A 14,765-nucleotide genomic window follows, 5' to 3' on the forward strand; every position below is an offset into this window, starting at 1 on the left:
TCATTCCATTCGCCGAGCTGCAAAAGGGTTTCTCCGAAAAGGAATTATTGCGCAAGGTTTGGTAAACTGGGTGGAAGAGATGAGGTGTTGATATGGATCCGAAAAGCATGCTGGATAAAGTGAAAAACCGCATTCCTGATGTATTGGGAAACAAGGATTTTTCAAAATATGCAATTCTCTTGCCCCTTATCGAAAAAAGGGGAGAAATTCATGTCCTCTTTGAAGTCCGTTCCTATGACCTAAGAAACCAGCCGGGGGAAATCTGTTTTCCTGGTGGCAGAATTGATTTTCAGGATCAGACGGAAGAAGACACCGCCGTCCGGGAAACAATCGAAGAATTGGGGATAGAAAGAGCTGAAATCTCAGACATCTTTCCATTGGACTATATTGTTTCGCCTTTTGGTATGATTGTATACACCTTTGCCGGCGTCATCGATAGAGGGGCTGTGTTTACACCCAATCCTCCCGAAGTGGATAGCATCTTTACGGTGCCGTTATCCTTTTTCGTGGAAAAAGAGCCGAAAGTGTACCGTATCAATTTTGATATCCAGCCGGAGGCAAGCTTTCCTTATGATTTGATTGCCGGAGGGGAAAATTACAATTGGCGGACGCGTCAGGTTGACGAATATTTCTATATTTATGAAGATAAAGTCATCTGGGGCCTAACCGCTAAAATTCTTTCACACTTTGTAGAGATCATTCGCTGAATGGTCTTTTTGTTTTGTAAAGGTACGGGTCTTTTATCGCAATTTCGGAATTGTAGGCGGAGAAGCTTTTAAAGGACAGAAGGAACGTGTATAATTATTCATATGACTGATAATTAAAATTATTTTTATAAAAGGAGTCCTGATGATGACTACATATCAACTTGAGGTTATTGAGAACAACAGCAAAAAAACAAAGCCGGTGAAAGACCAGGTGCCATTCGGGACTACGTTTACAGATCATATGTACATCCTGGAATACGAAACCCAAAAAGGCTGGTACGATCCGAAAATTGTTCCTTACGGCCCGATTACTTTAGATCCGGCAGCGATGATTTTTCATTATGGCCAAACGGTCTTTGAAGGCATGAAAGCCTATCACACTGAGGACGGACGCATCTTATTGTTCCGCCCGGAAAAAAACTTTGAGCGCCTGAACCTTTCAAGCGAGCGCCTGAGCATTCCGCCAATTGATGAAGAGCAGGCTTTAGAGCATTTGACGCAATTGGTCAAGCTTGAAAAGGATTGGGTCCCGAAAACACCGGGAACTTCCCTATATATCCGTCCCTACATCATTGCGACAGACGCCAACCTTGCAGTCGGACCGTCTCAAACCTATAAATACATGGTGATCCTGTCACCGGTAGGCTCTTATTTCCCAGGCGGCCTTCAGCCGGTTGTCATCCATGTGGAAGATAAATTCACCCGCGCAGTAAAAGGCGGAACCGGCATGGCCAAAACAGCCGGAAACTATTCAGCTGGCTATCAAGCTCAGGCCAATGCCAAGAAAGAAGGCAATGCGGACGTCCTATGGCTGGATGGCGTTGAGAAAAAATACATTGAAGAAGTGGGCAGCATGAACATCTTCTTCAAAATCAACGGGGAAGTCGTAACGCCTGAGTTGAATGGCAGCATCCTAAAAGGCATTACCCGCATGTCCATTATTGAATTGCTTGGCACATGGGGAATTACCGTAACAGAAAAACGTGTTTCCATTAATGAACTGTACGAAGCTTACGAAGCCGGCCACGTGGAGGAAGTCTTCGGCACCGGTACGGCCGCGGTCATTTCTCCCGTCGGAGAGCTGAACTGGCAAGGCAAGAAAATGATTATCAATAACCATGAAATTGGTGAATTGTCGCAAAAACTATACGATACAATCACGGGCATCCAAACAGGAAAGATTGAAGATACACTGGGCTGGACCGTGGAAGTAAAGTAAAACCAGCATGACTAATTGTATTGCTTGAGCCCGCGGCTATCAGCTTATCCTAAAGGATAAGCCGATAGCCGCGGGTTTTTAGCTGTTCTGTGGAATGTAAGGTTTAAAAATAATGACAAGAGAGAACGTATTTAAAGAAAGACAGGATTTTTTATGTTATGTTAGAAAACGGCAATTTTGCTGTAAGCAGGAAATCAAATCTTGGGTAGACTATGTATGTTGGACTAATTAATTTAGTAGGTATTGTTCTGCTGTGGGAAATCCTCAGAACAAAGAGCGCTGGCTGCATGACCCGCAATTCTATGGGCCCGAAAGCAGAGCCGATTTGCGGAATACCAGAAGGAGAAGATCATTAGTTCAACTTATATAGTTTATTTTTATGAAAAAAGAAGGTGTAAAAGTATTGGAAAGTTTAACTGGCTTAAAACGCGTCCATTTTATTTTGCTGATGGGTGCTTTAACTTCTTTAATTCCGTTCACAATCGATATGTATTTACCCGCTTTTCCAATTCTTGCGGACGTCTATGAGACAAACGCGACATCTGTTCAATTGAGTTTAACCGCTTGTCTGCTGGGACTGGCACTTGGCCAATTGATCACTGGTGCACTCAGTGATATGCAGGGAAGACGAAAGCCATTATTGATTTCCCTGGTTGCCTACATAGTAGCATCAGTGGCTTGTATATTTGCTCCGAATATCTACATATTCGTTCTCCTGCGTTTTGTACAGGGCTTTGCTGCTTCCGGTGGGCTGGTTATTTCCCGGGCAATAGTTCGGGACGTCAGCAACGGGGCAGAATTGACAAGGTTATTTGCCTTATTGATGGTTGTCAACAATCTGGTGCCCTTGCTGGCGCCTTCTGTCGGCAGTGGTGTTTTGCTGTTTGCAGACTGGAGAGGAATTTTCCTGGTGCTGACGGTGCTGGGAATCGTCCTCCTGCTGATTTCCGGCTTTCGCTTAAAGGAAAGTTTACCGCCTGAAAAACGTGTCCCGAGCAACTTGAAGTCGACCTTCAGCAATTTTGCAGGGATTTTAAAGAACCGCCAGTTTACAGGGTATGCGTTGGCGCAGGGTTTTCTGATCGGCGGCGTTTTCGCTTATGTGTCGGGGACTCCTTTCATCTATCAGAATATCTACGGGGCATCACCTCAAGCTTTCAGCCTGCTGTTCGGCATGAATGGCATTGGACTGATCATCGGCAGTTACGCTGTTGGCCGGTACTCGTATGTCTGGTCTGAAAAGCGGTTTTTGGAAACTGCCCTCTATACTGCCACCACCGCCGGTGCCGTTTTATTGGCCGTGATTCTGCTGGGAGGTCCTTTGTGGGCAGTCGTCATCCCCATCTTCTTTTTCATCACGTCGATTGGCGTGGTGGGGACGGCCGCTTTCACCCTTGCGATGGAAAGCCAGGGCCATGTGGCAGGAAGTGCCTCTGCTTTGCTGGGGCTGCTCCCTTTTATCCTCGGAGCTGCGACTGCGCCGTTGGTGGGAATTGCTGGAGAAAACACGGCAGTTCCCATGGGCCTGATCATCTTTACCATGTGCTTGATTGCACTGCTGGCATATCTACTGCTGGCAAAAAACGCCACTGCATCAACTGCTGAATAATCTGAAGCCCGGAAATTTATCTGGGCTTTTTGTATTGTGTAAAAATGCCTATTTTTAACAATTTACAAAAGCTAAACAATTTTCTCATCAGCGCTTAATAAACAAACCCTACACTGGGTATGTTGATCAAATGACTGGAGGAGAAAAAATGATACATAAAAACTTGAAATTGAAAGTACTTCCGATTGCCGTGGCTTGTGCTGTGGCGCTGACAGGCATCAATTCTTTTGCTCTATCAGCTGACGCGCATGCACCTGTCAAGAACCAAGGAAAAGCACCTGAGCACAGCCAAGGCAAAAGCAAAGACGGCAAAAAAGATAAAGCACAGAACATTATTTTCCTGATTGGCGACGGTGTTGGAACATCGTATACATCGGCTTACCGCTACCTGCAGGACGATGCTTCAAGCAAGTTGGTTGAAGACATGTCCTTTGATTCATATTTGGTTGGACAGCAATCGACTTATCCGGAAGATCCTGACCAAAATATCACGGATTCCGCTTCATCTGCTACCGCCATGGCTGCCGGTATTAAAACCTATAACAATGCAATCGCCGTAGACAACGATGAAAGCGAAGTGAAAACAGTCCTTGAAGCAGCCAAAGAAAAAGGCAAAGCAACGGGATTGGTCTCAACTTCCGAAATCACACACGCCACACCGGCCTCATTCGGCGCTCACGACATTGCGCGGAAAAACATGAACGCGATTGCGGATGATTATTACGACGAATTAATCGATGGCGAGCACAAAGTCGATGTTCTTCTGGGTGGGGGAGTCAATTTGTTCGATCGGACGGACCGTAACCTTACGGAAGAGTTTCAGAAAGACGGCTACAGCTATATCACAGACCGGGATGAGTTGTTAAGCAGCGATGACGAGCAAGTGCTTGGATTGTTTGCACCGGCCGGTCTTCCGAAAATGATTGACCGTGACGACAGCACACCATCATTGGCAGAGATGACTGAATCGGCGATTGACCGGTTGTCCCAAGATGAAGAAGGCTTCTTCCTTATGGTGGAAGGCAGCCAGGTCGATTGGGCAGGGCATGACAACGACATAGTGGCTGCGATGAGCGAGATGGAGGACTATGACAAAGCGTTTCAGGCAGCAATCAAATTTGCTGAAGAAGACGGCAATACGTTAGTTGTTGCAACCGCTGACCATTCGACGGGCGGTTTCTCAATCGGCGCGGACGGCATCTATAACTGGTTCGGAGAGCCGATCAAAGCGGCAAAACGTACACCGGATTTCATGGCTGAAAAAATCGTCGGCGGCGCTGGCGTGGAAGAAACCTTGAGCGAGTATATCGACCTTGATCTGACAGCGGAAGAAATTGATACCGTGAAAAAAGCAGCAGAGGGCGGCAAGTACAGAGACATCGACAATTCCATCGAGAAGATTTTCGATAAACGCTCCCATACAGGCTGGACAACCGGTGGCCACACAGGAGAAGATGTCCCTGTTTACGCATACGGTCCAGCAAGCGATAAATTCGCAGGACAGCTCGACAATACCGACCACGCAAAAATCATCTTTGATTTACTGAAAGCAAAAGTGGAAATCAACGATAACTAAGGCAACATAAAACAGCAGTGAAATGAGGAACTGACATGAAAAAGGCCATTTGTTTATTGGCGCTTTCCGCGATCTTGCTTGGAGGGTGTACAGAAAAGGCAGATTCGACAGTGGTGGCTTCGGCCGCCGGGCAAAACGATATTCCGGAGTATTACGCAGACTACGTGCTGAGTCCGCAAGTGACGGATGATCGCATGCTGCAGGAAGCTGGACAAAATCAGCGGGATGCCAAAGGCGAAGCCACAGCCAAGGCGGTGAACATGGACAAGGAAACCTATGATGTGGGGCCGGTCGAGCTGACTGTAGCGGAATCGAAAATCCTTCAGCTAAAGCCGGATTACAGCCTGATTGATTTTTTCCATTCCTATACTCATGACCAGGAATTTAGAGTCGTGAAAATGTTTGTGGAAATCACCAATACTTCGGATAAACCGCTGCATTTTGCGCCAGTGGCCTTATTGGAAACTGCTGCAGACGAGCTGAAGATTTGGGAAGATGATATTTACCTGGAAGAACTGAACGGTGAACTTGCTGCCGGTGAAACCAAACGGGGCAACATCGGATTTATTGTCGAAGGTGGCAGCTTTGACTCGATGAAGATCACCACAAGCGATGTTTATGACAGCCAGGACAATAAAATAGCAGAAGCAATGGAATTCAACAAGCGCTTTGAATAACCAGCAGCAACTGAAGAAAAACAGGCTCATTGATGTGAGCCTGTTTTTGTGTTTTCGAGAGCGAATTACGTATTGTCAGCAGTTTCATCTGAATATCTAAATCATCTGAATTTATAGCTGGATTTTGTTTTTAAAATAAAAATTAGGGTGTATGCTAAATACAATAAAAGAGCACAATGGAATAAATCAGACAGTTAAAAGGTGAGGGATTCTAAACGCGGAGTGATGATGGTGAGCTGTTGCTCAACTGAAAAGCCATTAGGGAAGCCGGCATAGCAGCTACAGACATTAGTGGAAGGAGATATTTTCCATGAAACTGATTGAACTTTACATCAGGGAAGTCATGAGGAGGCTTCCTGAAAAAAAGCGTGATGAAGTTGAAGTGGAGTTGCGGGCGATGATTGGAGGAATGTTGCCGGAAGACTATTCGGAACAGGACGCTAAAAATATTCTTTCTGACCTGGGCCACCCGCTATGCGGAGCGGCCGATGTATTTGATAGGCCCACGGTATTATGATCTCTATCTTCAGCTGCTGAAGCTCATCCTTCCGATTGCCATTACGATAACCACCATCATCATCCTTATTGTCACGATTGTTTCAGGAGCAGAAAAAGAGCCAATCTTCACCATTATCGGAGATTTGATCGAAAGGGTTATTTCAGGAATCATCAATGCGGTAATCCAGGTAGTGTTCTGGCTGACACTAGTGCTGGCAGTTGTTGAGCGCGCTGAGCATTCAACATCACAAAGGCCGCTGGCGCTGAATTTTGAAGAATGGACACCGGACGATTTAAGAGAATCTCAGGAGCGTCCACATATCTCGGAAGATAAAAAGATACCAAGGAGCCAAATATTCGGCAGCCTGATCTGGACCGCCATCTGGACGACGGTCTACTTTAATGCAGATAAGCTGCTCGGGATTTATCAGGAAGGGCAACGTGGCGGACTGGAATGTACCACCCCGGTCTTCAATCAGGCATTCCGCCAAAGGCTCGAGGATATGTTCGGCGGAACATCGGCACTCAATTGGCTGGCTGATCGGCAGCGTAGTTGTGGCCGTGAGTATTTTTTCGGCTGTTGACGCTATACAAGGGATCCGGAAAGCAAGAATCTGAACAAGATCAAAAGCGCGCGGGAGAAACTTGGCCTGTGCGCTTTTTTGAGGTCAAAAACAGATTGAAGTATAATGTATTTTTTCTTTTTTTCTTTTTTTCTTTCTAATACTATTTGATGCGTATAAAAATGCTCCTATATAGATCTAAAAAATAAGCAACAGCAGTTTGTTGGTTACTAATATAGTTATTTTACAGTATATTTGTTTTTTCTAAATATTATGTTTATATATTAAAAAACATGTTATCATAATTTATGCTTATAACACGACATCAGGAGGAAACGCCATATGATTACTTTTTTTGCCGCTTTGGCTTTACTTATTTTAGGTTATGTATTTTATTCGAAATTTATCGAGCGTGTATTTGGAGTCGATGATAGCAATCCGACTCCTGCTTATTCCAAAACAGACACACTGGACTTTGTGCCGATGAGCTGGTGGAAAGGCAATCTGATTCAATTATTGAATATTGCGGGCCTTGGCCCGATATACGGAGCGGTTGCCGGCGCTTTGTATGGACCAGTTGCGTTTGTCTGGATCGTCGTTGGCTGTATTTTTGCCGGAGGGGTGCACGATTACTTTTCAGGGGTCATGTCCATGCGCCATGGAGGCGCACAATTCCCGACTTTAGTGGGGAAATACCTGGGCAAGAACGCCAAAGTTTTTATCAACGGGGTGTCACTGGTTTTGATGCTGCTGGTGACTGCAGCTTTTACCGCAGGTCCTGCACAATTGATTGCGCAAATAACGCCAATTAATTTTTTGACAGCTTTAGTTATTATTTTCTTCTATTTTATCCTGGCGACTATTTTGCCGATCAATAAAGTGATTGGCCGCATTTATCCCTTGTTGGGCGCGATTTTATTGTTTATGGCAGTTGCAGTAGCTGTTGCCTTGGTTTTCTCTGGAAAACCGATGCCGAACCTGACATTTACGAACCTGCATCCGGGCGAGCTGCCGATTTGGCCATTATTGATGGTAACCATTTCGTGCGGTGCGATTTCAGGTTTTCACTGCACACAAAGCCCAATTATTGCACGGACCATGAAAAAAGAAACAGATGGGCGCAAGATTTTTTATGGAGCCATGATCATTGAAGGCATCATCGCCTTGATCTGGGCAGCAGCCGGGATGACTTTCTTCAACGGTACGGATGGACTGGGAGCGGCACTTGCTGCTGGAGGCCCATCAGGCGTTGTCAATGAAATCTCAATCTCCTTGCTGGGTACGATGGGCGGATTGCTGGCCATCTTCGGGGTTATCATCCTGCCAATTACGACGGGCGACACGGCGCTTCGTTCTTCACGGATGATCTTAACGGATATCCTGGCGAAATTTGTAAATATGGAAGGCAAAGTGAAAATCTTGCTAGTAACCATTCCATTGGCGATTCCGACTTTCTATATGGCGACAATCGACTATACGTTCCTTTGGAGATACGTTGGCTGGACCAACCAGCTGGTAGCTACGTTCATGCTATGGACGGCTGCGGTCTATCTATTGAAAAACTTCAAGCTTCACTGGATAGCTGGAGTGCCCGCCATCTTCATGACGGCCGTGGTTTCCATGTACATCTTCTACGCACCGGAAGGATTGAACATGGATTATCAGGTTTCCGCCATAATTGGAGCCTGCATCACCTTGGTGGTATTGCTATGGTATGTGGCTCAAATTATGAAATACAGAAGCTTGAAGCAGCTGCAGGCAGATTACCGCCCGCTGTAATAAATTCCACAATCCCGCAGGGCGCAGCCTTGTGGGATTGTTTTTTGCAAAAACCACAGGATCAAGTGGAAATAGGATGAATTTACAGTATAGTAAAATTAAATAATCTTATATTCGAGGAGGAAAACAAATGGTGGTATTGATCAAAGGGCAAAAAGTGGATTTAACAAAAGCGCATCCTGGGTTAAAGCAATTGAAGATCGGCTTGGGATATCAGCCAAACGGCTTCGTCGATTGATTTGGATGCAGTGGCATTACTGGTGGATGCGGAAGGAAAAGTTGCCCGCAAAGAGAATATTGTTTTTTACAACAACTTGACTGGCGGCGGAACAGCAGTCCAGCTGACGAAGGACAATCTCACTGGAGTGGGGGCAGGCGATGATGAACAGCTGACAATCGATCTGGAAAAAATTCCGGACGGCATCAAAAAAATTGCCGTGGCGATCACCATCTACGACGGAACTGCTAAAAAGCAGGACTTCGGCCAGGTCTCAAACGCTTGCGGATTGAAGACCGCCAAAATAAAAAAGAGCTATGCCGTTATGATTTGGGCACAGAGTTTAATGCGGACTTGACTCTTTTAGCAGGAGAGGTTTACCTGCATAATGGAGAATGGAAGTTTTCTGCGATTGGCCAAAGCGTTTCTGGGGATCTTAGAGAGCTGTGCAGACAATTCAGTCTCGAGCTGCAGGCAGATGCCTTTACTAAACAGAGCCCACCTGTAAAAACAGAAACTGCCAGCCCGAAACCGGCTGCGATCAATTTGAAGAAAGTAGAACTGAAAAAGGCCGGGGACAAAATCAATTTGAACAAAACCGATTCGCCATTAGGTGAAATCGTCGTGAATTTGAATTGGACACAAAAAACAGGGGGCGGCTTTTTGTCATCACTCCTGAATGCCAGCAACTCGGTAGATTTGGATTTAGGCTGTTTGTTTGAATTGAAAGATGGTTCTAAAGGAGTTGTCCAAGCGTTAGGCAATACCTTCGGAAATTTAAAGCAGCTGCCTTATATTGCGCTCGACCACGATGACCGCACGGGTACGTCCAAAGGTGGAGAAAATCTTCGGATCAACGGGGACCAGCTCATGAAATTCAAACGGATTTTGGTTTATGCCTTTATCTACGAAGGAGCAGCCAATTGGGCGGAAGTGGATGGAGTAGTGACATTAAAGCAAAAAAATGGGCCTGATGTCGAGGTCCGTCTGGATGAACACCGTAAAGGCAAGCGGATGTGTGCCATCGCCCTGGTTGAAAATGAAAAAAATCAAACCTTGAGCGTCCAAAAAGTGGTCGAGTATTTTTCAGGTCATCGGGAAATGGATAGAGCCTTTAAATGGGGCATGACATGGAGCGCGGGTTCTAAATAAAGGTTAAATCAATCAGTTGGAATCTTGCTTTCTATCAAAGTGGGATAAACCAAAAAAGAAAGCGTGGATTTGATTCTCCACGCTTTCTTTTTTGGTGTTTTTAGGCGGAAATGGATTCATATATCTCCCGGAAAAGTGGATTTTTTTAATCAGTTTCAAAATATAAAAAAACTAATTTTATACAATTTTTTTGAGTCAAGAGACGTACTGGTTCTATGATGGGGAAGCCTAACGCTGTCCGTGCCATTCCTGTCTTATACAAGGAGCACGGTTACAAAGAAGAGGAATGTATGGTAAACTAGCAATTCAATAAAAATTCGAATCTTCATTTTAAAGAGAAAAATCAGAATTAATTGTCCTTTCGTTTGAGTCTTGAGCACAGATTTTTTTCGGGAGAGCAATAAGAAGAATTTTCATGTTTGTGCATAAATATGCATTAAAAAGATGTGATAAACTTTCCGAATCCATTTATACAGCAAAATAAAATTTATTAAATTGACTTAAAATGCAAAACAGTGCATAATAACTCTATTAAACAGATTCGATAAAACAGCTGAAGAGAACAAAGACACGGAGGCATGGTTCTTCCGCTTTTGAATGAAATGGAAGAATTTTTTTTATTTATCAAAAACGGGTGGTGATTGCACGTGGAGAAGAAAAGAATTGTTGTGAAGATAGGCAGTAGTTCATTGACAGATGAATGCGGTAAACTGTCGATTGAAAAGTTGTGCGAGCATATGGATGCACTGGCTCGCTTAAAAAAAGACGGACACGAAGTGATATTGATATCATCTGGAGCAGTCGCTTCAGGATGTACAAGTATGGGGTATTTATCACGTCCGGATACAATAGTCGATAAGCAGTCGGCGGCAGCAGTAGGGCAAAGCCTGTTATTGCAGGCCTATGCAGATGAATGCAAAAAACACGGCATTGTAGCTGCACAGCTGCTGTTGACAAAAGATCTTTATAAAAATGCCAATGATACTATTTCAAAGCTGTTGGAACGAAACGTCATGCCGATCATCAATGAAAACGATTCGGTGTCAGTGAAAGAGCTGACGTTTGGAGACAATGATATGCTGTCGGCATTGGTGAGTGGACTTGTCCACGCAGATTTCCTTGTGATTTTAACAGACATCAATGGCATTTATCGGGACAATCCAAGAACCAATCCTCAGGCTCAAAAATACCTCCATCTTGATGAAATCCCAGATGAATTAATAGAAGCCACATCTTCTGCCGGCTCTGATGTTGGAACTGGCGGCATGAAGTCAAAAGTTGAAGCAGCACGTACCGCATTGGCTTTAGGTGTTCAGGTATTTATCGGTTCGGGAACAGGCAGTGAGAAACTGGTTGATATTCTCTATGGCAAAGGCGATGGGACCTATATCGGCGTGAAAACGAAAATGGGTGTTTGAGTAACGGAAAATCGAAAGGGGTATCAGGAATGACCGAACTTCTTCAAGAACAGCAAATCGAGAAAAGTGAACTGGTGCAAAAAGCGAAACAGGCGAAACAGGCCTCAGCAATATTGGCGAAGTCGACGACCAAGCAAAAAAATAACGCACTGCGTTTAATTTCAGCTCAATTGCTGGAAGAACAGGCTTATATTCTGAAAGAAAACAACAAGGATGTAGAAGTAGGACGCCAAGGTGGAATGAGTGACTCCCTCGTGGATCGTCTGCAATTGGATGAACCGCGGTTAAAAGACATGGCTGATGCTTTGATTCAATTGACGAAACTGGCGGATCCTGTCGGTGAGGTGCTGGAGAAATGGGAGCGGCCGAACGGCTTAACGATGTCCAAAATCCGTGTGCCTTTAGGAGTTGTCGGCATGATTTACGAAGCGCGTCCCAATGTCACGGTTGACGCCTCCAGCTTATGCTTGAAAACCGGCAATGCGGTAGTGCTGCGCGGCAGTTCCACAGCAATCCATTCCAATAAAGCCATCGTTGCGGTTATCCATCGGGCACTTGAGAAAAGCGAGTTGCCGGTTGAGTCAGTTCAATTGCTTGAGGATACAAGCAGGGAAGCAGCTTCCCATATGTTCAAGCTGAACCAATACCTTGATGTACTGATTCCACGCGGAGGCGCCAAGCTGATTCAGACAGTCGTCCAAAACTCTACTGTTCCGGTATTAGAAACTGGCGCAGGGAATTGCCATATTTATATCGATGAGAAAGCGGATGTCAAAATGGCGATAGCAATTGCGCTGAATGCCAAAACACAGCGGCCTTCAGTCTGTAATTCCTGTGAAAGCATTCTGGTCCACAAAAAATGGGCAGAAGAGCATTTACCGGAATTGATGGCAGCATTGCAGGACAATCAAGTGGAAATCCATGGAGATGAGGTCGCACAGAAACTCTCTCCTAATGTCATACCTGCAGAAGAAGCAGATTGGGGAACCGAATATCTTGGGCTGGAAGTGTCAATGAAAACCGTTGATGATGTGAGTGAAGCGATTCATCATATCAACACTTACGGAACCAAGCATTCGGAAGCCATCATTTCGTCCAATTCCGCAAATGTCGATCAGTTCTTTATGGAAATTGATGCAGCGGCGGTTTATCATAATGCCTCGACCCGTTTTACAGACGGTTTTGAATTCGGTTTCGGCGCTGAAATCGGCATCAGCACACAGAAGCTCCATGCGCGCGGACCGATGGGCCTCCCTGCCTTGACGTCGACGAAATACATCGTGCGCGGCAATGGCCAAGTAAAATAAGAAATTTATTATAAACAAAAAAGACCGGAAGCCCATTGCTTCCGGTCTTTTCTTATGCTGTTCGGTTGTGTTTCCACATCATATAGCGGTAACGGATGGTGCAGCCGATGCAATAGCCCATGAGTGCAACTCCTGCAGCGATAATGACCATGATGCTAAAAGCATAGGCAGCCAGTTGGATTCCGAGGGAGAAAGAAACGAGCGAAAGCCCTATGCAAATTGTCGCGATCCATTGGTTGAACAGCTGCTGGCCTTTATCTTCCTGCTGGTAGCTTGCCAGTGGCTTTTTCAAAAAGCGGCGGCTGGATTGGATGACGGGATTTTTCTTTGTGATCAATGTATATGTTCCGACAGCAAACGGCAACAACAGAATAGCAGGATGGAGCAAGAGCGCCGCCAATACGGTAACGACGATAAAAGTCTGATTGGTCTGGACAAGGGGTTTCGGAATGGTCATGGACTCGCCTCCTAGTATTACCACCTATTATACCGAGTAACTTACTAGGGATAAAGCGAATTGCTTGAAAAAGGTTGAATTTATTTAAGTTGAGTTGATAATCTGCATGTTGAGATTCTATAAAAAACTGGAAATACATAGCCTGGCTTCTTGCGGGAGCTATGCCCTAAGCGAGGTGCGAAAGGTAAATAATATCAGTCCTTTTTCTACATCAGTTGAGAAATGAACAGGGTGGCCATGCCAAAGTAAATTAGCAGGGACAGGATATCATTGATAGTCGTGATCAGAGGGCCTGATGCCACAGCTGGATCAATATTGAATCGGTAAAGAATAAGGGGGATGATGGTTCCTGCTAAAGTTCCGATGATTAAAGTCATCAACAGGGAACCGCCGACCACAATGCCCAACACAAAATTGCCCTGCCATATATAAGCAATCAATAAGATCAGCACAGAACAGATGGCGCCAATGATTATGCCGACCCACAATTCTCTGATGACCAGATTGATGGTCTGCTTGGAGTCCAGTTTTTGTGTAGCCAATCCACGGACCACAACGGACAATGACTGAGTTCCAGTATTTCCTGTCATGCCGGCAATCATCGGCATGAAGAAGGTCAAAGCAACCACCGTCTGCAAGGTGTTTTCAAAGCGGCTGATGATGCCTCCGGAAAACAGCCCGATGAACAGCAGGAGAATGAGCCAAGGCAGGCGGCGATAAGCTGCAGTTAGGGCTGGCGTGTTAAAGTCGATTGATTTACCCGAAGCTGACAGTTTTTCAATGTCTTCGTTCGCTTCCTGCATCACAACATCGATGACGTCATCGACCGTTATCACTCCGGCAAGGGTATTGTCTTTTTCAACGATCGGCAGCGTGACAAAATCATAGCGGCTGATCAATTGGGCCGCATCTTCTTGATCGGTCAATACATCAGCTTTGACGACGCGATTGTACATGACTTCCTCAATTTTGTCCTCGAGATTTCCAAGAATCAGATCCTTGTAGGAAACAACGCCCACCAGTTTCTTGTCTTCATCTACGACATAAAGATAGTTGAGGTATTCCGCCAGCTCGGCAAAATGCTTGATTTTGTCGACAGCTTCCCGAATTGTGTAATGGCGCGGAATCCACACATATCGGTTATTCATTAGGCGGCCGGCAGTTTCAGGGGGATAAGTCATGGTGCTTTGGACGAATGTGGAGTCGTCCTGATTGATCTGCGACAGCAGCTCTTCGATTCGTTCAGGTTCCAGGTCGGCCAACAGCAACGCCAAATCGTCATTGTCCATACGGTCAAGGACTTTGGACGATTTTTCCAGGCCCAACTTCTGAAGAATATCGATCTGCTCATTTTTGGGGAGTTCCTTCATCACTTCCGTCAATTGGCGGATTGTCAGAAACAGCAGGAACTTGTTGTGGTGCTTCTCCGGCAGATGCCGGTATTGGATGGCCATATCATATGGCTGAAGTTCTTCCAGGATGTCCTGGAATTCATTTATTTTCCCTTCTTTTAAAGCCTTTATCAAAGCTAATGTGATTTCGTCTTCAAGCAATGCTAGGGACATTCGGTTCACTCCTTCTGTTCA

General features: G+C 45.2%; 13 protein-coding genes and 1 pseudogene. 12 read left to right on the top strand and 2 right to left on the bottom strand.

Features of this window, described 5'->3' with window-relative positions; genetic code table 11:
• Positions 1-92 precede the first annotated feature (92 nt).
• From J7I83_RS10425 to J7I83_RS10475, 12 genes and pseudogenes are all read left to right on the top strand, one after another.
• On the top strand, positions 93-707 hold the full coding sequence (locus tag J7I83_RS10425) for an NUDIX hydrolase (RefSeq protein WP_215100635.1): 615 nt from the start codon (positions 93-95) through the stop codon (positions 705-707).
• 145 nt (positions 708-852) lie between these two features.
• The gene (locus tag J7I83_RS10430) at positions 853-1,926 is read left to right on the top strand and encodes a branched-chain amino acid aminotransferase (RefSeq protein ID WP_215100636.1); all 1,074 of its coding nucleotides are present in this window, start codon (positions 853-855) and stop codon (positions 1,924-1,926) included.
• Between the two features lie 403 nt (positions 1,927-2,329).
• Positions 2,330-3,535 (top strand): multidrug effflux MFS transporter, encoded by a 1,206-nt coding sequence (locus tag J7I83_RS10435; protein WP_215100637.1) that lies wholly within the window; start codon positions 2,330-2,332, stop codon positions 3,533-3,535.
• A gap of 148 nt (positions 3,536-3,683) precedes the next feature.
• A complete protein-coding gene (locus tag J7I83_RS10440; RefSeq protein ID WP_215100638.1) occupies positions 3,684-5,111 on the top strand; it encodes an alkaline phosphatase in 1,428 nt (475 codons plus the stop codon).
• Positions 5,112-5,146: 35 nt separating this feature from the next.
• A complete protein-coding gene (locus J7I83_RS10445; protein ID WP_215100639.1) occupies positions 5,147-5,788 on the top strand; it encodes a hypothetical protein in 642 nt (213 codons plus the stop codon).
• A gap of 310 nt (positions 5,789-6,098) precedes the next feature.
• Positions 6,099-6,305 carry a hypothetical protein gene (locus J7I83_RS10450; RefSeq protein WP_215100640.1) on the top strand — a complete coding sequence of 69 codons (207 nt, stop codon included), beginning with the start codon at positions 6,099-6,101 and terminating at the stop codon, positions 6,303-6,305.
• Positions 6,277-6,870, top strand: coding sequence for a hypothetical protein (locus J7I83_RS10455; protein WP_215100641.1), 594 nt, complete (start codon positions 6,277-6,279; stop codon positions 6,868-6,870). The genes J7I83_RS10450 and J7I83_RS10455 overlap by 29 nt, the downstream gene beginning before the upstream one ends.
• A 321-nt stretch (positions 6,871-7,191) precedes the next feature.
• Positions 7,192-8,628, top strand: coding sequence for a carbon starvation CstA family protein (locus tag J7I83_RS10460; RefSeq protein WP_215100642.1), 1,437 nt, complete (start codon positions 7,192-7,194; stop codon positions 8,626-8,628).
• 130 nt (positions 8,629-8,758) lie between these two features.
• Positions 8,759-8,866: a TerD family protein gene (locus J7I83_RS17830; protein ID WP_251047585.1), complete on the top strand. Its 108-nt coding sequence runs from the start codon at positions 8,759-8,761 to the stop codon at positions 8,864-8,866.
• A 22-nt stretch (positions 8,867-8,888) separates the two neighbouring features.
• Positions 8,889-9,997: pseudogene (locus J7I83_RS10465) on the top strand (TerD family protein).
• 647 nt (positions 9,998-10,644) lie between these two features.
• On the top strand, positions 10,645-11,415 hold the full coding sequence (gene proB / locus J7I83_RS10470; RefSeq protein WP_215100643.1) for a glutamate 5-kinase: 771 nt from the start codon (positions 10,645-10,647) through the stop codon (positions 11,413-11,415).
• A gap of 29 nt (positions 11,416-11,444) precedes the next feature.
• Positions 11,445-12,722, top strand: a complete 1,278-nt coding sequence (locus tag J7I83_RS10475; RefSeq protein WP_215100644.1) for a glutamate-5-semialdehyde dehydrogenase — start codon at positions 11,445-11,447, stop codon at positions 12,720-12,722.
• A 52-nt stretch (positions 12,723-12,774) separates the two neighbouring features.
• On the opposite strand, the gene J7I83_RS10480 is transcribed toward J7I83_RS10475, so the two are convergent.
• Together J7I83_RS10480 and mgtE are read right to left on the bottom strand one after the other, a co-directional pair.
• Positions 12,775-13,179 (bottom strand): DUF4395 domain-containing protein, encoded by a 405-nt coding sequence (locus tag J7I83_RS10480; RefSeq protein ID WP_215100645.1) that lies wholly within the window; start codon positions 13,177-13,179, stop codon positions 12,775-12,777.
• Positions 13,180-13,385: 206 nt separating this feature from the next.
• Positions 13,386-14,744: a magnesium transporter gene (gene mgtE / locus J7I83_RS10485; protein ID WP_215100646.1), complete on the bottom strand. Its 1,359-nt coding sequence runs from the start codon at positions 14,742-14,744 to the stop codon at positions 13,386-13,388.
• Positions 14,745-14,765: the final 21 nt, after the last annotated feature.

Origin of the sequence: Planococcus sp. ISL-110, assembly GCF_018613575.1 — a bacterium.
Taxonomy (GTDB): domain Bacteria; phylum Bacillota; class Bacilli; order Bacillales_A; family Planococcaceae; genus Planococcus.

Coding starts and splice junctions, on each gene's coding strand:
- J7I83_RS10475 (WP_215100644.1), top strand. CDS start 11,445: ATGACCGAACTTCTTCAAGAACAGCAAATCGAGAAAAGTGAACTGGTG.
- J7I83_RS10455 (WP_215100641.1), top strand. CDS start 6,277: ATGTATTTGATAGGCCCACGGTATTATGATCTCTATCTTCAGCTGCTG.
- J7I83_RS17830 (WP_251047585.1), top strand. CDS start 8,759: ATGGTGGTATTGATCAAAGGGCAAAAAGTGGATTTAACAAAAGCGCAT.
- J7I83_RS10445 (WP_215100639.1), top strand. CDS start 5,147: ATGAAAAAGGCCATTTGTTTATTGGCGCTTTCCGCGATCTTGCTTGGA.
- J7I83_RS10440 (WP_215100638.1), top strand. CDS start 3,684: ATGATACATAAAAACTTGAAATTGAAAGTACTTCCGATTGCCGTGGCT.
- J7I83_RS10450 (WP_215100640.1), top strand. CDS start 6,099: ATGAAACTGATTGAACTTTACATCAGGGAAGTCATGAGGAGGCTTCCT.
- J7I83_RS10460 (WP_215100642.1), top strand. CDS start 7,192: ATGATTACTTTTTTTGCCGCTTTGGCTTTACTTATTTTAGGTTATGTA.
- mgtE (WP_215100646.1), bottom strand. CDS start 14,744: ATGTCCCTAGCATTGCTTGAAGACGAAATCACATTAGCTTTGATAAAG.
- J7I83_RS10425 (WP_215100635.1), top strand. CDS start 93: ATGGATCCGAAAAGCATGCTGGATAAAGTGAAAAACCGCATTCCTGAT.
- J7I83_RS10480 (WP_215100645.1), bottom strand. CDS start 13,179: ATGACCATTCCGAAACCCCTTGTCCAGACCAATCAGACTTTTATCGTC.
- J7I83_RS10430 (WP_215100636.1), top strand. CDS start 853: ATGACTACATATCAACTTGAGGTTATTGAGAACAACAGCAAAAAAACA.